This window comes from Erwinia sp. E_sp_B01_1, assembly GCF_036865545.1.
GTDB lineage: Bacteria > Pseudomonadota > Gammaproteobacteria > Enterobacterales > Enterobacteriaceae > Erwinia.
Window position 1 is genome coordinate 4,098,176 of record NZ_CP142208.1, and the last position, 18,738, is coordinate 4,116,913.

Sequence of the window (18,738 nt, forward strand, 5' to 3'; positions counted from 1 at the left end):
CGCTGCAAAGGAGACAACATGGCAGATCAACCCGTAATTAAACTCCACGACGGCAACATGATGCCGCAGATTGGTCTTGGCGTCTGGCAGGCCAGCATTGACGATGCGCGTAAAGCCGCCGTCAAAGCGCTGGAGGTGGGTTACCGTTCTATCGATACCGCCGCAATTTATAAGAATGAAGAAGGCATCGGTCAGGCACTACAGGAAACTGACATTGCCCGCGATCAGATTTTTGTCACCACTAAACTGTGGAATGATGACCAGCTTAATGCGGAGCAGGCGATGGAAAGCAGCCTGCAGAAACTGCAACTGGAGAGCGTCGATCTCTATCTGATGCACTGGCCATGCCCGGCAAAAGATAATTATGTCGAAGCCTGGAAAGGGATGATTGAACTGCAAAAACAGGGGCTGACCAAAAGTATTGGCGTCTGTAATTTCCAGGAAACGCATCTGAAACGCCTGCTGGACGAGACGGGCGTCAGCCCGGTGGTGAATCAGATTGAACTTCACCCGATGCTTCAGCAGCGTACTCTGCACGCCTGGAATGCCATGCATCAGATCCAGACTGAATCCTGGAGCCCGCTGGCTCAGGGCGGTAAAGGCGTGTTCGATCAGGAGATCATTAAGAACCTGGCGAAAAAATATGGCAAAACCCCGGCGCAGATTGTCATTCGCTGGCATCTGGACAGCGGCCTGGTGGTGATCCCTAAATCAGTGACCCCTTCGCGCATTGAAGAGAACTTTAAGGTATTCGATTTCCGTCTGGAAAAAACCGAAATCAGTGATATCGCCAGACTGGATAAAGGCAACCGTCTTGGACCCAACCCGGACGAGCTGAACTGATCGCCTCAGGAACGTACAGTCCGTAAAAAAAGCCCCCGACAGCAGTTGGGGGCTTTTTTATGACGGACGCCTCTGTCAGATTACTGAAGCGAAGGCTGAACCAGCATCTGCCCGATGGAGCCCCGGTCGGCCATCTCCAGCGTCTGGCTGTAGTACATAAACGGGAAGTGCTCAGAGGATGACTGGGTAAAGGAGACGAAGAGCTCAACGGTTCCATCCACCCAGACGGTATCTTTCCAGCCGCGATCTTCTGCCATCGGCTGCGCGCCATTGACGTTCTTGATCAGAAACATCACGCCCTGAATATGGAACGCCTGCGGCATATCGGCATGAATAATCCAGCGTTCAAAGGTGCCCTGCTGAGCCTGCAAATCAATGCGCTGCATATCCCACAGCGCGCCGTTAATCCCCGGCAGTGAATCGCCCAGATTTATTTCACGCGTGCGGCTTATGCTGCCGTCCAGCACCTGATCCGCCAGCAGACGCATCGGCAGATTATCCGTCACCAGCGGCAGCAATCCGGTAGGACGCAGAGTCAGGATCAGCGTTGAAGTCAGAATGCTGGAAGGCTCAAACAGGCCGCGAAGACGATCCACAATCCCGGCGGCTGTGCCTGCGGTGATTGAGACTTCATCACCCTGACTCATATCCACCAGGATTTCGCGGCGTTCTCCCGGTGCCAGCGAGAGTTGCTGCACGGCTACCGGAGCGGGTAAAAAGCCCTGGTCACTGGCAATCACATTGAAGGGACGATTGTCGCTCATCAGAAGCTGATAGCGACGCGAATTCGAGGCATTGAGCAGGCGCAGGCGTACCCACCCACGAGAGACTTCAACGTAAGGATTCTGCACGCCGTTAACCACCAGGGTGTCACCGACAAAACCGCCGCTGGATGGCGGTTCATAATCCGGCGAGCCAAAGTTATCCAGGCGCTTGTCCTGAATAATCAGCGGGAAATCATCCACACCATAATGATTCGGGATCGGCAGGGATTTACTGAATTCATCCTCCACCAGCCACATTCCCGCCAGGCCATTATAAACATGAGGAGCCATGCGGCCTGGCGTGTTGGCATGATACCAGCAGGGAGCAGCGGCCTGGCGGATCGGCATAACGGGCGCCCAGTCGACGCCTGGGGAGATCATTCGTGGCGCGCCGCCGGAGAGTGCCCCCGGAACCTGCAACCCGCTGATGGTCATAGAGACAGGCTCATTCAGTCGGTTGCTGTAGATCAGCTTAACGTCATCACCGCTCCAGACCCGTACCGTTGGGCCAAGGTAGAGACCGTTGATACCCCAGACCTGGGCCTTGCTGCCGTCGCCGGTAAAAGACCAGTGGCTCCGCTGCAACGTCAGAAAAATAGGTTGCCCCCGACGGGATTCCACTAACGGAGGCACAGGCAGCGCATTGCCAGCACCGGCGGCGAAAGCGGTAACCGGCATCGTCCCCGCGCACAGTGCAATGCCCGAAGCCTGAATAAACTGACGTCGACTGAAAGACATAAAAACTCCGTAAACCCAAAGGCAGTCCGGTTGCCGGGCTGCTGACTATTTTTTTATGATTCTGATGAGTGCTGTGGTATTAGCCGGGCGATGCCCGGCCAGGATTACAATTTTCCGGAGGCTTCACGCGCGGCAACTTCCGCATTGAGCTCATCCAGTTTCGCCGACATCAGCTCACGACAGTGAGTAGCCAGCTTACGCACGGACTGATCGGCAAAGGCAGCCGTATCAATTGGCGGCAGCATTTCGATAATGACCAGACCGTTGTTCAGACGGTTCAGTTTAATCTTGTCGTGGGTATTAGAGACAATGATTGGGATGATCGGCACGCCAGCCGCCATTGCGGCATGGAAAGCGCCGGTTTTAAAGGGCATCAGGCCGCGTCCACGACTGCGGGTGCCTTCCGGGAACATCCAGAAGGAGATTTTTTCTTTTTGAACTGTTCGATAAGTTCGCCAATGGTGCCATGCGCTTTGGCACGATTATCGCGGTCAATCAGCAAGTTACCAGTCAGCCAGTAAAGCAAACCAAAAAACGGCACCCATAACAGGCTTTTCTTGCCTACGGTCACCGTCGTCGGCTGCACAATCTTGGCCGCGGTGATCATATCGTAGTTGTTCTGGTGGTTGGCAATGTAGATAGCATTGGGATAGTTATCCGCCCCTTCAGGCCGGCGCATTTCAACTTTAAGCCCAAAAACAGTCGATAATTTGCCAAACAGATGGCCAAAGGTGGCAACGTGACGTGGGTTACGCGGGCTGAAAAGGCAGTAGATACAGCCGAAAATACAGACCAGTATTGAATAAACGACCACGACGATAAAGCGTAAAATTGAGAGCATTACTTCCTCGTTATTGCTTTCAGACTCCCCCTTAACTCGTCCACTGCGTAACAGAGGAGAACCTGACAGAAGCCGGGGATCCAGCCCCTGTCCCTGGGGTACTGCTGAAGTATATCCTGAATTAACGAAATACGCCGCTTTTCACTGGGTTAGCCGGGCGCGCTGGCCCGGTAACCCCTTGCTGGCGGGCAGAGAATTACGCTTCGCTTTCGCCGACTGGCGGCCTCACCGGCCCGTCCACTTCAACCCGGTCAATACGCTGCAGACCTCGTGGCAATAATGTGCCGCGACGCCCACGCTCTGCACGGAATTTCTGCAGATCGTCCGGCTTCAGCGTCAGTTTGCGTTTGCCCACGTACAGCGTGACGGAAGTTTGAGGGGATACCAGCAGCAGCCAGAGCAGCGTATCTTCTCCTGAGGCCGCCTGTGCGGAAGGAATAGAGACAATTTTGTTGCCCTTGCCTTTCGACAACTGCGGAAGATCGCCAACCGGGAACAGCAGCATACGGCCCGCCGCCGTGATGGCCAGCAGCATGTCATCATCATGATGGATCGCCAGCGGCGTCATCACTTTGGCATTCTGTGGCAGGCTGAGCAAGGCCTTACCGGCACGATTACGGGACACGAGATCGCCAAAGGTGCAGACAAATCCGTAGCCCGCACTCGAAGCCATCAGCAGCTTCTGATCTTCGGCCTCCATCAGTACCTGCTCCATTACGGCACCAGGCGGTGGCGTCAGCTTGCCGGTCAGGGGCTCACCCTGTCCACGGGCGGAAGGCAGCGTGACCGGATCCAGCGCATAGCTTCGTCCGGTGGAGTCGATAAAGGCCACCGGCTGATTGCTCTTGCCTCTGGCCGCTGCACGATAGCTGTCGCCCGCTTTGTAACTCAGGCCGCCTGGATCGATATCATGGCCTTTAGCGCTACGCACCCAACCCATCTGTGACAGCACAATGGTCACCGGCTCAGAAGGGACCAGCTCATTCTCGCTGATCGCTTTCGCTTCTTCACGCTCGCGCAGTGGCGAACGGCGGTCGTCACCATAGGTGTCGCTGTCTGCCTGCAGCTCTTTCTTCAGCAGGGTGTTCATTTTGCGCTCGGAAGCCAGAATGCCCTGCAGATTGTCACGCTCTTTCGCCAGCTCATCCTGCTCGCCGCGAATTTTCATCTCTTCCAGTTTGGCAAGATGACGTAATTTCAGCTCAAGGATCGCTTCAGCCTGAGTCTCGCTGATGTCAAAACGCGACATCAGCACCGGCTTCGGCTCATCTTCGCTACGGATGATGTGGATCACATCATCAATATTCAGGAACGCAACCAGCAAACCTTCAAGGATATGCAGACGTCTCAACACCTTATCCAGACGGTGTTGTAGCCGGCGGCGTACCGTATCACGACGATAAACCAGCCACTCGCTGAGGATCTCCAGCAGGTTTTTCACCGCCGGACGGTTGTTCAGCCCGATCATATTGAGGTTGATGCGGTAGCTTTTTTCCAGATCGGTGGTGGCAAACAGGTGGTTCATCACCTGCTCCATATCAACCCGGTTGGAGCGCGGCACAATCACCAGGCGCGTCGGATTCTCGTGGTTAGACTCATCACGAAGATCCTCCACCATCGGCAATTTTTTATTGCGCATCTGGGCAGCAATCTGCTCCAGCACGCGCGCGCCGGAAACCTGATGCGGCAGCGCGGTGATCACCACGTCGCCATCTTCTTTTTTCCACACGGCACGCATCCGCACCGAGCCGCGACCGCTCTGGTAAATTTTACGGATTTCGTTGCGTGGCGTGATGATTTCGGCTTCAGTCGGGTAATCCGGCCCCTGCACGATATCCAGCAGATCTTCCAGCGTGGTTTTAGGCGAGTCGATCAGGGTGATCGCCGCTTTAGCTACTTCACGCAGGTTGTGCGGAGGAATGTCGGTTGCCATTCCCACGGCGATGCCGGTGGTGCCATTCAGCAGAATGTTCGGCAGCCGCGCAGGCAGCATCTTCGGCTCCTGCAGGGTGCCGTCGAAGTTAGGAATGTAGTCTACTGTTCCCTGCCCCAGCTCGCCCAGCAGCACTTCGGCATATTTGGAAAGGCGGGATTCGGTATAACGCATGGCGGCGAAGGATTTAGGATCGTCCGGTGCCCCCCAGTTTCCCTGACCATCCACCAGCGGATATCGGTAGGAGAAGGGCTGAGCCATCAGCACCATTGCTTCATAACAGGCGCTGTCGCCGTGCGGATGGTATTTACCCAGCACGTCACCCACGGTACGGGCAGATTTTTTGAACTTGGCGCTGTTGTTCAGCCCCAGTTCCGACATGGCATAGACAATGCGGCGCTGAACGGGCTTCAGGCCATCGCCAATATAGGGCAGCGCACGGTCCATGATGACGTACATGGAATAGTTGAGGTAAGCCTCTTCCGTAAACTTATGCAGGGCACGACGCTCTGCACCATCCTGCGTCAGGTCACTCATTACTCTTGATTCCTCACATCGCGGCGCAACCGGCGCGCCACATCGGGGTCGTTTGGCGAGGATAGTACCTTATCAGGACGGGGTCTGTCACAGTTAACCGTGGGGTAAACCGGCAGGGGAAGAGTCCCCCCGCCGCAGGGGATTATTTTGAGACGGCAAGCCACTGACCGACAACCTGCTGATACTCGCCGGTGGCGTTGCTCAGATGCAGCCATTGATCGACATAAAGCTTCCAGCTCAGATCGTCGCGCGGCAGCATGTAAGCTTTCTCGCCATATTGCATCGGCTTATCAGGATTCACGGCGCAGAGCTTAGGGTAGTGTTTTTGCTGGAACAGGGCTTCCGACGCATCGGTGATCATCACGTCAGCTTTTTTGTCCACCAGCTGCTGGAAAATGGTGACGTTATCGTGAAACAGCGTCAGATCGGCCTGCGGCAGATGCGCGTGCACAAAAGCCTCGTTGGTGCCGCCGGCCGGTTCAATCAGACGCACGGTGGGTTTGTTCAACTGCTCAAGGGTGCGGTATTTAGCTTTGTCCGCACAGCGAACCAGCGGGATTTTTCCGTCGGTGCCAAGCGGCGTGGCAAACCAGGCCGTTTGCTGACGTTTTAGCGTGACGGAGACCCCACCCAATGCGATATCACACTGCTTAGCCAGGAAATCGGGGGTGAGTGTCTTCCAGGTGGTGGGAACCCATTTCACTTCTGCCCCCAGCGTTTTGGCCAGCGACTGAGCCATCGCCACGTCGATCCCTTCGTACTGTCCATCTGCACGCAGGAAGGTATAAGGCTTGTAGTCACCGGTGGTGCACACCGTCAGCACTTTACTTTGCAGGACCCGGTCCAGATGTGACTGGGCGCTGGCGCCGCCTGCAACCAGTAATAAAGCGGCAATCCCTGTTTTTATCATTGTTGTCTGTCTCGTTATCAAAGAGGGGAAATCCTACCTTGTGGTACGGCATTATTGCGTAAAAAGCAAAAGTGTTGTGATCAAACGCACATTTTTCTCCCCGCCTCACGCACGTAGACTGGCCGCAATTTCATGAACTGGAGAATCCACATGAGTAAGATTTTTATTATCGATGCAGGAAAAGCATTTGCCCACTCAAAAGGCGAACTGAACCATACGCTGACCGAAGTTGCCGCCAGCTTTTTACGTGACGCAGGCCATCAGGTTGAAGTCACTGTGGTAGACGACGGTTACGTTGTGGCTGACGAAGTGCAGAAATATCTGGATGCCGATACCGTTATTTATCAGATGCCAGGCTGGTGGATGGGCGAGCCCTGGATCCTGAAAAAGTACATTGATGAAGTCTTTACCGAAGGCCACGGTTCACTCTACGCCAGCGATGGCCGTACCCGTTCAGATGCGGCGAAGAAATACGGTTCTGGCGGTCTGATTCAGGGGAAAAAGTACATGCTTTCCCTGACCTGGAACGCGCCACTGCAGGCCTTTACCGATCCGGAGCAGTTCTTTGAAGGGGTCGGCGTTGACGGTCTTTACCTGCATTTCCACAAGGCCAATCAGTTCCTGGGCATGGAAGGCTTACCGACCTTTATCTGTAACGATGTGATTAAGCAGCCCGATATTCCGGCGGATATTGCCCGCTATCGGACTCATCTGAGCGAAATCTTTGCTTAACTAGTCAGACGCCCATCTCACTAAGGAATGACTATGCTCACCGTAATCGCTGAAATTTGCGTCAAGCCAGGCCGCCGTACCGCCGTTTTACAGGCTATTCAACAAGTGACGCCTACGGTTTTGCAGGAAGAGGGCTGCGGCAGCTATCAGGCGCTGACCGATTTTAAGGCGCAGGTTCCCTGGAAGCAGCATTCGCCAGATTCAATCTTTATGGTGGAGCACTGGGATACCCTGCGTCACCTTGAGCAGCACCAGCAGGCCGCGCACATGGAGCAGCATCGCACCAACATCAAGGCTGATGTGGTGGAGGTAAAAATCTTTGTGCTGGAACCGGCTAAATAGTGATATCAGGGAGTGCTGTGCGATGAGCAAGATTATTTTTGATACCGATATTGGTGTGGATGATGCTTTTGCGCTGGCCTATGCCGCAAAAACGCAGACTATTCTGGGGATCACCACCGTGTTCGGCAATGTGTCGGTGGACCAGGCAGTGAAAAATGCCCGCCTGTTCTCACGGGAAATAGGGCTGGATGTGCCGGTTTACCGGGGCTGCTCGCGTCCACTGGCTTTATCCGTACTGACTAACGCCGCCGCCGTGCATGGCAGCGACGGTCTGGGTGATGTGCTGGAGAATCCTTTTGACGGCCATGCCGACAACGCCATCGAATTTATTATCAACACGGTTAAGGCACATCCCAATGAGATCATCCTGGTCGCCATCGGTCCACTGACTAACGTGGCTGCCGCCATTAATCAGGCCCCGGAAATTATTCCACTGATTAAACAGGTGGTGATCATGGGCGGTGCCTTTGGTACCCACGGCCATGCGGGCAACGTCACGCCGCACAGTGAATTCAATATCTGGAAAGATCCTCATGCGGCGGATCAGGTGCTGTCATCCGATTTGCCGGTGGTCATCCTGCCGCTGGATGTGACGCATGAGGTGCTGATTACCGGTGCTGAAATCCGCGATCTGAACCTGCCGGTTCTGGAGAAGATCTCAGCAGGCTATCTGAAGTACAGCCTGGAGAAAGAGGGGTTTGAGGGCATGGCGCTGCATGACACGCTGACCATCTCCTGGCTCACTCATCCCGAGCTGTTTACGGCGGTGAACTCCCCGGTTCGCGTTGTCACCGAGGGCATTACCCAGGGCCAGACGCTGCGCAGGCTGACCCAGCTTGCTTCACGTTTTGATCCTTTTAAGGGAAGCCGTGACCAGACTGTGTGCCTGGAAGTGGAGGCCGAGCAGGTAAAACAGGCGTTTTTGGGCTGCCTGGCGCAGTGCGACTTATAGCACAGGTTGGGTAGCAAACTGCTCACTGAGGAAATCCAGAAAACAGCTGATGCGCACTGACAGGGTGGTATTGCGGTAATAGACCGCATTCACCGGGAGGTAAGTTTCGCGCGTCAGCGCCTCCAGAACCGGCACCAGCTTGCCATCGGAATAGTCTCCCCGGCTCATAAAGTCAGAAATCCGTACAATGCCCTGCCCGTGCACTGCCAGCTGTCTCAGCGTTTCACCACTTGAGGCTGAAACTGTGGGTTTAATCTGCAACAGCTGCCCTTCACTCTGCCAGACGGGCCAGACGTTGTGGTTCTCCAGCTGGCTGAAACCGAGCAGGCGATGCTGGGCTAAATCAGCCACGCTGGTGGGTGTGCCATATTTGGCCAGATAGGCCGGGCTGGCCATCAGCCGCAGTCTGCTGTTGCCTAACAGGCGGGCGTGAATGCTGGAATCCCGCAGTTCGCCAATGCGGATGGCAATGTCCGTCTGCTGTTCAAGCAGATCAATCATCACTTCATCGGTGTTAAGTTCCAGCTGGATCAGCGGATAGCGGGCGGAGAAAGCGGCCATCAGCGGCACAATCACATGCAGCATAAAGGGCGTGGCGGCATTAACCCGCAACCGCCCGGAAGGGATCTCGCGGCGCCGGGCGATCTGCTCTTCTGCTGTTTCCACCGAACGCAGTATTTCCCGCGCGTGTTCAAGAAACACCTGTCCCTCTTCGGTCAAAGCTATTCTGCGCGTGGTGCGGTGCAGCAACGTGGTTTGCAGCTTGTGCTCCAGCCTGCTCAGCGCCCGGCTGATACCTGAGGTGGTCTGGCTCAACTGTTCTGCGGCGGCAGTGATCGAGCCGGTATCGACCACGCCAACCCAGGCGCGCAACTCTTCAAGCGTGATTTTCAAGGAAAGCCTTAAGGGTAGAGGGAGTCGACTAAATATCTCACATCGGGTGGAACTCTTTTTGCCAATTTACGCTGGCCTGCCCCGCCAGCAGCTTTTTAAGCCCGACAGTAAAAAAGCAGGCCGGCGGCAGAGATCGACAGCACAGTGGCGGGTCATTCGAATAATAGGTAACAGGATGCGCAAAGAATTGATCCCATCTGTGACGATCAGGGATGAAAAAGCAGGGTTGTGTGAATGGCACCAGACTGAATGAAAAGAGGCGAAATTATTCGAATCGGGCGCCGGGTTAGTTAACCAGGCGCCAGACTGAAACAGAAACGAAACTATTCGAAATGAACACCAGGATTTTCTGACAGGGTAACGAATGTCTTCGTGTCCTTGTCCCACGCCCGGATCACGCCGCTTTCAATATCATAAACCCAGCCATGCAGGCGCAGGGCATTGTTACGCAGACCTACAGCAACAGAGGGATGTGTTCTCATGTTATTGAGCTGCGCGATAACGTTTTCCTGCACCATCGCATTCAGTTTGTCATCTTCAGTCTCGTAGCTCTTCTTCTCCACAACCGCTTTCGCCGCATCAGCGTAGCGCAGCCAGTGTGAGACGGCTGGCATGGTATCGAGACACTGACAGGAGGCGATAGCCTTCATCGCGCCGCAGTTAGAGTGACCACAAATCACGATATCGGTCACGCCCAGGGCCACCACGGCATATTCGATGGTAGCAGAAACGCCGCCGGGCTCAGGCCCGAATGAAGGAACGATATTGCCAGCATTACGGATGACAAACAGCTGGCCTGGATCCTGCTGGGTTACCAGTTCGGGGACCAGCCGGCTGTCGGAGCAAGAGATAAAGAGCGCCTTAGGATTTTGACTGGATGCGAGGCTGCGAAACAGCTCTTTCTGGTTTGGGAAAATCTCTTTCTGAAAGTTCAGAAAACCTTCTACGATCTGCTGCATAGCGATATCTCTTTTTCTCGGTGTAATGTTCAACCCATCATACCGGCCACCTGACGTTTTTCCAGGTTAAGCATTCTCCGGTATGGCGGGTTCACGAGGTGGTACTGAATAAGCTTATAAATTTTTTGAAAGTTTATAAGCTATTTTAAGAAACATTACACTTCGATTTCTGCCGTATGGCCATTTTCCTGCAGCCAGTTGCGACGATCCTCAGAGCGTTTCTTGGCCAGCAGCATATCCATCACCGCCATAGTTTTATCCACCTCATCGTCTTCGACGGTAAGCTGGACCAGACGACGGGTATTGGGATCCAGCGTGGTTTCACGCAGCTGAAGCGGGTTCATCTCACCCAGCCCTTTAAACCGCTGCACGCCTGGTTTGCCCTTTTTGCGCTTCAACTGGTCGAGAATACCGGCCTTTTCTTCCTCATCCAGCGCGTAGTAAACCTCTTTACCCAGATCGATACGGTAAAGCGGCGGCATGGCGACGTAGACGTGACCATTTTTTACCAGCGTGCGGAAGTGCCGGACAAACAGCGCGCAGAGCAGCGTGGCAATGTGCAGACCATCGGAATCCGCATCCGCAAGGATACAGATTTTGCCGTAACGCAACTGGCTCATGTCTTCGCTGTCCGGATCTATGCCGATGGCCACCGAAATATCATGCACTTCCTGTGAGGCCAGTACCTCATCAGAAGAGACTTCCCAGGTATTCAGGATCTTGCCTTTCAGCGGCATGATCGCCTGATATTCACGATCGCGCGCCTGCTTGGCCGATCCGCCTGCGGAGTCCCCCTCCACCAGGAACAGCTCGGTGCGGGCCAGATCCTGGGCGCTACAGTCGGCCAGTTTACCGGGCAAAGCCGGGCCGCTGGTCAGCTTTTTACGCACCACTTTCTTCGCCGCACGCATACGGCGCTGGGCACTGGAGATGGCCAGTTCGGCCAGCATCTCAGCATCCTGCACGTTCTGATTCAGCCACAGGCTGAACGCATCCTTTACCACGCCTGAGACGAAAGCGGCACATTGTCGGGATGAGAGGCGTTCTTTCGTCTGCCCGGCAAATTGCGGATCCTGCATTTTCACCGACAGAACGTAGGCACAGCGATCCCAGATATCTTCCGCAGAGAGCTTCACGCCACGCGGCAGGATATTGCGGTATTCACAGAATTCGCGCATCGCATCCAGCAGACCCTGACGCAGGCCGTTGACGTGCGTGCCGCCCTGCATTGTCGGGATCAGGTTAACGTAGCTTTCCGTCAGCAGCTCGCCGCCTTCCGGCAGCCACAGCAGCGCCCAGTCAACCGCTTCAACATCACCGGCAAAAGCGCCCACAAAGGGCTTTTCTGGCAGCGTAGGCAGGCCATTTACCGCTTCCATCAGATAGTCGGTTAAACCGTCGGCATAACACCAGGTCTGTTCGGTGTTATTGACGTGGTCTTTGAAAACAATTTCAACGCCCGGACAAAGCACCGCTTTTGCCTTCAGCAGGTGGCTCAGGCGCGAAACGGAGAAGCGTGGGCTGTCGAAGAAGTTAACGTCCGGCCAGAAACGCACGCGGGTACCGGTATTACGTTTGCCAACCGTGCCCGTGACGTGCAGATCCTCAACCTTGTCGCCGTTTTCGAAAGCCATTTCGTAGACTTCGGCATTGCGGCGGACAGTCACTTCCACGCGGGTAGAGAGCGCATTTACCACTGAAATTCCCACGCCGTGCAGGCCGCCGGAGAACTGGTAGTTTTTGTTGGAGAATTTGCCGCCGGCATGCAGACGACAGAAGATCAGCTCAACCGCCGGAACACCCTCTTCCGGGTGGATATCCACAGGCATGCCGCGCCCGTCGTCAATCACTTCTAACGACTGATCGGCATGCAGGATCACTTCGACGCGTTTAGCATGGCCCGCCAGCGCCTCATCGACGCTGTTATCGATCACTTCCTGGCCTAAGTGGTTAGGACGTGACGTATCGGTGTACATTCCCGGACGGCGACGAACGGGTTCAAGGCCGCTGAGTACCTCAATGGAGTCAGCGTTATAGCTGGATTGAGTCATCGTATAAATCTGATAGGTGGCTAAAAATGAGTGACCACTCTCCGCTGCTCACTTCAGGCAGTTGCAAGGCCCAAAAAGCTGAGGATCGGGGAGAAATGGCGTTCGAATCCGATAAATGCATGATTTCCGCCCTCTTCAACCGTCTGACGGCAGGCACTGTAGTAGTCCATAGCCTGACGATAGTCGAGCACTTCGTCGCCCGTTTGCTGCAACAGCCAGAGCAAATCCGGCGATTCTAACGGGTCAATCTGCATCACTTTCAGATCGTAAATGTGGCGTGACTCTAACACATATTGTTGGCCGGTGTATGGGTTCTCGTTGTTGCCCAGATAATCGGCAAGCAGCTCAAAAGGCCGTACGGCGGGATTGATGACTACCGCAGGCAACGTAAAACATTGCGAAAGCCAGGTGGCGTAATAACCGCCCAGTGAGGACCCCACAATGCCTATCTGCTCACCGGAGGAGGAGAGAATGAAATCTTCAAGCATTTCAGCGGCCTCACCGGGAAAGGCGGGAAGCTGCGGCACATGAACCTGGATATCCGGATGGTGAGCGGCAAGCCATGCGCGGAACTGCGTTGCTTTCGCCGACTGTGGGGAGCTATTGAAGCCATGCAAATAGAGCAGCGTGGCCACGATCAATATCCTTCTGCATCGGGATCGGGACTGAAGGCCCGCGAATTCAGGCGTTCCACTTCGGTTTCTACCCTGCCATCCGGCAGCAAATCCAGCCAGCGCCAGCCGGGCGCTTCCGAATCTATCGTAAAATTAGTGCAATGAGGCTTGAACTGTACGCAGGTGGAAGGCGTCGCCAGCAGCCGGCGCCCGTTCCAGTCCAGATCAAGATCCTGATGAATGTGGCCACAAATCAGCGTGGTGGCCAGCGGATAACGTTGCAGCACCGCTTCAAGCATATGGGAGTTACGCAGGCTGTGCTGATCCAGCCAGGTACAACCGGACGGCAGCGGATGATGGTGAAGCAGCACCAGCGTATGCCGCTGCGGCTCAATCTCCAGCGTCTTCTCAAGCCATTCAAGCTGATAGTCACTGAGTAAACCATGCGGAACGCCAAATACCTGGCTGTCCAGCAGGACAATTTGCCAGTGATCGCCTACCAGAACATGCTTTTGATCGGCAATCTGGGTTTCTGCCAGCGTGCTGAACATGGCGGGCTGGAAGTCATGATTTCCCGGAAGCCAGACGCAGGGAGCAGGCAGGCGCGCAATGCCCTCAGCGAAATGCTGATAGGCCTCAACCGTGTGATCCTGAGCCAGATCGCCCGTAGCGACAATCAAATCGTAGTGACGAGGGCTGACCGAGATGGCCTGAAGTACCGCGTCATAACTGGCCCAGGTATTCACACCCAGCAGCGTTTCGTCTTTGCCTGCAAATAAGTGGGTATCCGTTATCTGTAAAATCCTGACCCGGGCCCCACTCGCCGCAGAAAGTTTTAACAGGCTATCCAATCAAAATCCTTAGGGTTAACGCCATCTCAGAAGGTGCTTCAGCACACTGGTACGGCCATCGCGCCATGCGCTAAACAGTAGCGCAACCAGTCTGCCAGAAACTGGTTTATCTGATGTTTTTCATCACGCTGATGAAGCTTTTTATTAGGATAATCATAGCGTGCTTTAAAGCGATAGATCTGTTGAGTTGAACACACTTCCGCGACCATCGCGTCGTGGTACAGACGTACGGACATAGCGGGCAGGCTCCAGTAGCTGACGGCTGGCGCGGTTTGCTTGATCTCTACCAGCGTGGTGTAACGCGTCGACTCCTGGACAGTGACCGAATAGTGGGCACCGTTGACCTGATACGTCACTGACTCTCCTGCCTGGTCTTCTTTAGGCAGCAGACGACGGAGCTGAGCGAAATTGGTTTCGCACACCCGCATCATTTCAGGGAAATCAGGTACATAGCGCTTAATCATTCAGGTTTCCACTCTTCTCTTAGTTTCTCATGGTGCAGTTGAAGCCATTGCAATGCGATGACGGAGGCTGCGTTATCTATTATCCCCTGTTCCACCCACTGGTAAGCCTGCTCGCGGCTGACCACATGTACGAGAATATCCTCATTCTCCTCCTCCAGACCGTGGTTTCCCTGCGCCACGCTGGCATCCACTTCGCCTACCAGAACCGACAGCCGCTCGCTGGTGCCCCCCGGACTGGCCAGATAACTGAGCACCGGTTTAACACGAGCCGGAGTGATTCCGGCCTCTTCAACGGCTTCGCGCCGTGCAACATCTTCGGGCGTTTCACCGGGCTCAATAATCCCTGCCACTAATTCTAACAGCCAGGGTGTCTGGCTGCTGTCATAAGCGGGAATTCGGATTTGTTCTATCAGCACGACTTTATCCTGCACGGGGTCATAGGGTAGCAGCACTGCTGCATGTCCGCGCTCAAAGACGACCCTGTTTACCTCACCACTCATCTCACCGTTAAACTTACGGTGCCGAAAACGGTAGTTAATGAGCGAAAAAAAACCGCTATAAAGCGTCTCTCGTGCAATAATTTCTACATCGTTTTGGGTGAAAGTCACTGGGTATTTTTTGCCATTGTCCATGAGGACTGCTCCTTTCAAGTTGGTGGCGAAAAGGGGAAAAGCAATCCCGATTCCACAGAGAGTGTGGTTCTTAATGAATTATTTGAGTAAATTAAGGCAACATGGCACTTTCAGCCAACTTAACTGTTCTGTTTACTCTGCTAGAATCGGCGATTATTTTTTGGCTTATGTCAGCGCTACCATAGCAATATTGCTGCACTACAAGGAATGCAAATGAAGAAACTGCTCCCGTTACTTATCGGCCTGAGCCTGGGCGGCTTTAGCGTCGCCAGCCAGGCTGAAAACCTGTTGCAGATCTATCAGCAGGCTCGTTTGTCCAATCCCGACCTTCGCAGTTCAGCGGCAGATCGTGATGCGGCTTTTGAGAAAATTAACGAAGCCCGTAGCCCATTGCTGCCTCAGTTAGGTCTGGGTGCTGATTATACCTATAACAACGGTTATCGCGACAGCAGTGGTCTTCATTCCAACACCACCAGCGGATCCTTACAGCTGACTCAGACCATTTTTGACATGTCAAAATGGCGCGCTCTGACGCTGCAGGAAAAAACGGCCGGCATTCAGGATGTCACCTATCAGACCTCTCAACAGACGCTGATTCTGAATACCGCTACCGCCTACTTCAACGTGCTGAACGCGATTGATACGCTCTCCTACACTGAAGCGCAGAAACAGTCGATCTATCGCCAGTTAGATCAGACCACCCAGCGTTTCAACGTGGGTCTGGTCGCGATTACCGACGTGCAAAACGCCCGCGCGCAGTATGACAGCGTGCTGGCCAACGAAGTGACCGCGCGTAATAACCTGGATAACAACGTTGAGATCCTGCGTCAGGTCACCGGTAACTACTATCCAAGCCTGGCGTCACTGAACGTTGACCGTTTCAAAACGGAAAAACCTCAGCCCGTAAATGCCCTGCTGAAAGAAGCTGAAAGCCGTAACCTGAGCCTGCTGTCAGCCCGTCTGTCACAGGATCTGGCTCGCGAGCAGATTCGTCTGTCAGAAACCGGCCATATGCCAACGCTGGATCTGACTGCCTCTACCGGTCTGTCTAACAGCAAATATGGCGGTAGCCGTGCTAATCAGACAGCTTCCACAGCCGACAGCATTACCGGTTCTAACCAGGTTGGTCTGAGCTTCTCACTGCCTCTGTACAGCGGCGGGTCGGTCACCTCTCAGGTTAAACAGGCCCAGTATGCCTTCGTCTCTGCGAGCGAGCAGTTAGAAAGCGCCCACCGTTCTGCTGTGCAGACCGTGCGCTCATCCTTTAACAACGTGAATGCCTCCATCAGCAGCATCGAAGCTTACCGCCAGGCGGTGGTTTCAGCGCAAAGCTCGCTGGATGCCAGCGAAGCGGGCTATCAGGTTGGTACCCGTACCATCGTTGATGTGCTGGATGCGACTTCCACCCTGTACAGCGCTAAACAGCAGCTTTCCGATGCGCGTTACAGCTACATGATCAATGAGCTGAACATCAAATCGGCCCTGGGTACGCTTAACGAGCAGGATTTGCAGGCTCTGAATACCCATCTTGGTAAAGATGTTTCGACTTCGCCAGAAGCCGTTGCGCCTGAAACGCCTGAGCAAAATGCTTCCGTGAATAACGGTGAGGCTGCGTCTGCAAACATGCAGGCCACCCCGGCTGCGCAGAGCACTGCACCGGCCAGCACTAACCGGAATCCTTTCGGTAAATAAGGTTGTGGGGCAGCCCCGGCTGCCCCCTTCACAATCAAACGTATAGCTACGTAAAGAACCTCCTCCCACGCCCCTCATCGCTTCATTTTTCACCGCTGTTACCCTATCCTATGCACTACCTTTGGGCACAGGACAGAACGTGATGAAACGGACTAAACAAATCAATTACGCCTCCTTCCGCAAGAGCTGGAGCGCACGTCACTTAACCCCGGTAGCCCTCGCGGTCACCGCGGTATTTATGCTTGCCGGTTGTGAACAATCGGATGAAACCGTTTCGCTGTATCAAAATGCGGACGACTGCTCCAGTGCCAATCCGGGCAAGAGTGAGCAGTGCACCACGGCGTTTAATAACGCCAAAAAAGAAGCTGAAAAAACCGCACCAAAATATGCCAGCCGTGAAGACTGTGTGGCGGAGTTTGGTGAGGGTCAGTGTCAGCAGGCTCCTGCTCAGGCTGGCGTAGGTTCAACCAACGCGGAATCTCAGCAGAGCGGCAGTTTCTGGATGCCTCTGATGGCGGGCTATATGATGGGCCGGATGATGGGCGGTGGCGCGGGCTTTGCCCAGCAGCCGTTGTTCACCTCCCGGGCGCCTAACAGTCCGGCAAACGGCAAGTTCGTTGATGCCGCTGGCAAAAGCTTTGGTACTGCCACGCCTGGCCGCACCATGACGGTACCGAAAACGGCGCTGGCACCTAAACCTGCCACCACCAGCACGGTGACCCGTGGCGGCTTTGGTGACAGCGTAGCTAAGCAGACTTCCATGCAGCGTAGCAGCGCCACTTCCGGTTCCAGCCGCTCTTACGGGGGCTGATCATGAAGCGTCTTACTCTCGCTGAACGTCCGGACTGGCGTGAAAAAGCCACGGAATACGGTTTTCGTTTTCACACCATGCACGGCGAGCCCTACTGGTGTGAGGATGCTTACTACCAGTTCACGCTTCAGCAGATTGAAAAGCTTGAAGAGGTTACCAGCGAACTTCACCAGATGTGTTTGCAGGTGGTGGAAAAAGTAGTGAGCAGCGATGAGTTGCTCACTAAATTTCGCATTCCTAAACATACCTGGGATTTCGTTCGGGCCTCCTGGAAAACCGGCCAGCCCTCCCTTTATTCACGTCTGGATCTCGCCTGGGATGGTGAAACCGATGCCAAACTGCTTGAGAACAACGCGGATACGCCAACCTCGCTGTATGAAGCGGCTTTTTTCCAGTGGATTTGGCTGGAAGAGCAGCTTGCGGCTGGCAACCTGCCGGCAGGCAGCGATCAGTTCAACAGCCTGCAGGAAAAGCTGATCGAACGCTTCGCCACTCTGCATCAGCAGCACGGTTTTAGCTGGCTGCATTTCGCCTGTTGCCGGGATACAGATGAAGATCGTGGCACCGTACAGTATCTGCAGGATTGCGCTACGGAAGCGGGGCTACCCAGCGAATTTCTCTATATGGATGAAATTGGCCTGGGGGAAAAGGGGCAATTCACCGATCAGCACGATCAGGTGATCGGCAATCTGTTTAAACTCTATCCCTGGGAGTACATGCTGCGGGAGGTCTTCTCGACCAAGCTGGAAGATGCTGGCGTTCGCTGGCTGGAACCGGCGTGGAAAAGTATTCTTTCCAACAAAGCGTTACTGCCGATGTTGTGGAAAATGTTCCCCAACCACCCTAATCTGCTGCCAGCCTATTTTGCAGAAGACGACGTCCCCCCTATGGATAAATACGTGGTCAAGCCTCTGTTTTCCCGTGAGGGCGCGAACATTCGCATCGTTGAAAATGGCAAAGAAATCGCCAGTGCAGACGGCCCGTATGGCGAAGAAGGGATGATCATTCAGCAGTTCCATCCGCTGCCAAAATTTGGCGACAGCTATACGCTGATAGGCAGCTGGCTGATTGACGATCAGCCTGCGGGAATTGGTCTGCGCGAGGATCGTGCTTTGATCACTCAGGATCTGTCACGCTTCTATCCGCACGCATTTATCGAATAAAAAATCGGGGCGATG

Annotated in this window: 17 protein-coding genes and 1 pseudogene; 7 read left to right on the top strand and 11 right to left on the bottom strand. The window is 54.5% G+C overall.

Going from position 1 to position 18,738, the window contains the following annotated elements; all coding sequences use genetic code 11:
- Positions 1 to 18 precede the first annotated feature (18 nt).
- Positions 19 to 843, top strand: coding sequence for a 2,5-didehydrogluconate reductase DkgA (gene dkgA, locus VRC33_RS19105; RefSeq protein ID WP_338558334.1), 825 nt, complete (start codon positions 19 to 21; stop codon positions 841 to 843).
- Between the two features lie 80 nt (positions 844 to 923).
- Here dkgA and ftsP read toward each other — a convergent pair whose 3' ends face one another.
- From ftsP to VRC33_RS19125, 4 genes and pseudogenes are all read right to left on the bottom strand, one after another.
- Entirely contained in the window at positions 924 to 2,345 is a 1,422-nt protein-coding gene (ftsP, locus tag VRC33_RS19110) for a cell division protein FtsP (RefSeq protein WP_338558336.1), read from the bottom strand.
- Between the two features lie 104 nt (positions 2,346 to 2,449).
- A pseudogene (locus tag VRC33_RS19115) lies at positions 2,450 to 3,186 on the bottom strand (1-acylglycerol-3-phosphate O-acyltransferase).
- Between the two features lie 196 nt (positions 3,187 to 3,382).
- A complete protein-coding gene (gene parC / locus VRC33_RS19120; protein ID WP_338558339.1) occupies positions 3,383 to 5,656 on the bottom strand; it encodes a DNA topoisomerase IV subunit A in 2,274 nt (757 codons plus the stop codon).
- Positions 5,657 to 5,798: 142 nt separating this feature from the next.
- Positions 5,799 to 6,566 carry a transporter substrate-binding domain-containing protein gene (locus tag VRC33_RS19125; RefSeq protein ID WP_338558342.1) on the bottom strand — a complete coding sequence of 256 codons (768 nt, stop codon included), beginning with the start codon at positions 6,564 to 6,566 and terminating at the stop codon, positions 5,799 to 5,801.
- A gap of 150 nt (positions 6,567 to 6,716) precedes the next feature.
- Between VRC33_RS19125 and VRC33_RS19130 the strand changes: the two genes are divergently transcribed.
- Genes VRC33_RS19130 through VRC33_RS19140 form a run of 3 tightly spaced genes read left to right on the top strand, consistent with a single transcriptional unit; the run spans position 6,717 to position 8,592 of the window.
- A complete protein-coding gene (locus VRC33_RS19130; RefSeq protein ID WP_338558344.1) occupies positions 6,717 to 7,298 on the top strand; it encodes an NAD(P)H-dependent oxidoreductase in 582 nt (193 codons plus the stop codon).
- Positions 7,299 to 7,331: 33 nt separating this feature from the next.
- Positions 7,332 to 7,640: an antibiotic biosynthesis monooxygenase gene (locus tag VRC33_RS19135; RefSeq protein WP_338558347.1), complete on the top strand. Its 309-nt coding sequence runs from the start codon at positions 7,332 to 7,334 to the stop codon at positions 7,638 to 7,640.
- A gap of 22 nt (positions 7,641 to 7,662) precedes the next feature.
- The gene (locus VRC33_RS19140; protein ID WP_338558350.1) at positions 7,663 to 8,592 is read left to right on the top strand and encodes a nucleoside hydrolase; all 930 of its coding nucleotides are present in this window, start codon (positions 7,663 to 7,665) and stop codon (positions 8,590 to 8,592) included.
- Here VRC33_RS19140 and VRC33_RS19145 read toward each other — a convergent pair.
- The 7 genes from VRC33_RS19145 to nudF form a co-directional block, all read right to left on the bottom strand.
- Positions 8,587 to 9,486, bottom strand: coding sequence for a LysR family transcriptional regulator (locus VRC33_RS19145; protein WP_338558352.1), 900 nt, complete (start codon positions 9,484 to 9,486; stop codon positions 8,587 to 8,589). The genes VRC33_RS19140 and VRC33_RS19145 overlap by 6 nt on opposite strands.
- Positions 9,487 to 9,809: 323 nt before the next feature.
- Entirely contained in the window at positions 9,810 to 10,445 is a 636-nt protein-coding gene (locus VRC33_RS19150; RefSeq protein WP_338558354.1) for a carbonic anhydrase, read from the bottom strand.
- A 155-nt stretch (positions 10,446 to 10,600) separates the two neighbouring features.
- A complete protein-coding gene (parE, locus tag VRC33_RS19155) occupies positions 10,601 to 12,496 on the bottom strand; it encodes a DNA topoisomerase IV subunit B (protein WP_338558356.1) in 1,896 nt (631 codons plus the stop codon).
- 53 nt (positions 12,497 to 12,549) lie between these two features.
- Positions 12,550 to 13,131, bottom strand: a complete 582-nt coding sequence (gene yqiA, locus VRC33_RS19160; RefSeq protein ID WP_338558358.1) for an esterase YqiA — start codon at positions 13,129 to 13,131, stop codon at positions 12,550 to 12,552.
- A 2-nt stretch (positions 13,132 to 13,133) separates the two neighbouring features.
- Positions 13,134 to 13,961 carry a 3',5'-cyclic-AMP phosphodiesterase gene (cpdA, locus tag VRC33_RS19165; RefSeq protein ID WP_338558360.1) on the bottom strand — a complete coding sequence of 276 codons (828 nt, stop codon included), beginning with the start codon at positions 13,959 to 13,961 and terminating at the stop codon, positions 13,134 to 13,136.
- Between the two features lie 38 nt (positions 13,962 to 13,999).
- The gene (locus VRC33_RS19170; protein WP_338558363.1) at positions 14,000 to 14,425 is read right to left on the bottom strand and encodes a DUF1249 family protein; all 426 of its coding nucleotides are present in this window, start codon (positions 14,423 to 14,425) and stop codon (positions 14,000 to 14,002) included.
- Complete coding sequence (gene nudF / locus VRC33_RS19175) at positions 14,422 to 15,057, bottom strand: ADP-ribose diphosphatase (RefSeq protein WP_338558365.1); 636 nt, start codon at positions 15,055 to 15,057, stop codon at positions 14,422 to 14,424. The genes VRC33_RS19170 and nudF overlap by 4 nt, the downstream gene beginning before the upstream one ends.
- A gap of 213 nt (positions 15,058 to 15,270) precedes the next feature.
- Between nudF and tolC the strand changes: the two genes are divergently transcribed.
- The 3 genes from tolC (at position 15,271) to VRC33_RS19190 (ending at position 18,723) form a co-directional block, all read left to right on the top strand.
- Entirely contained in the window at positions 15,271 to 16,749 is a 1,479-nt protein-coding gene (gene tolC, locus VRC33_RS19180) for an outer membrane channel protein TolC (RefSeq protein ID WP_338558368.1), read from the top strand.
- Positions 16,750 to 16,891: 142 nt separating this feature from the next.
- Positions 16,892 to 17,560, top strand: coding sequence for a DUF1190 family protein (locus VRC33_RS19185; protein ID WP_338558371.1), 669 nt, complete (start codon positions 16,892 to 16,894; stop codon positions 17,558 to 17,560).
- 2 nt (positions 17,561 to 17,562) lie between these two features.
- On the top strand, positions 17,563 to 18,723 hold the full coding sequence (locus VRC33_RS19190) for a glutathionylspermidine synthase family protein (protein WP_338558374.1): 1,161 nt from the start codon (positions 17,563 to 17,565) through the stop codon (positions 18,721 to 18,723).
- Positions 18,724 to 18,738 lie beyond the last annotated feature (15 nt).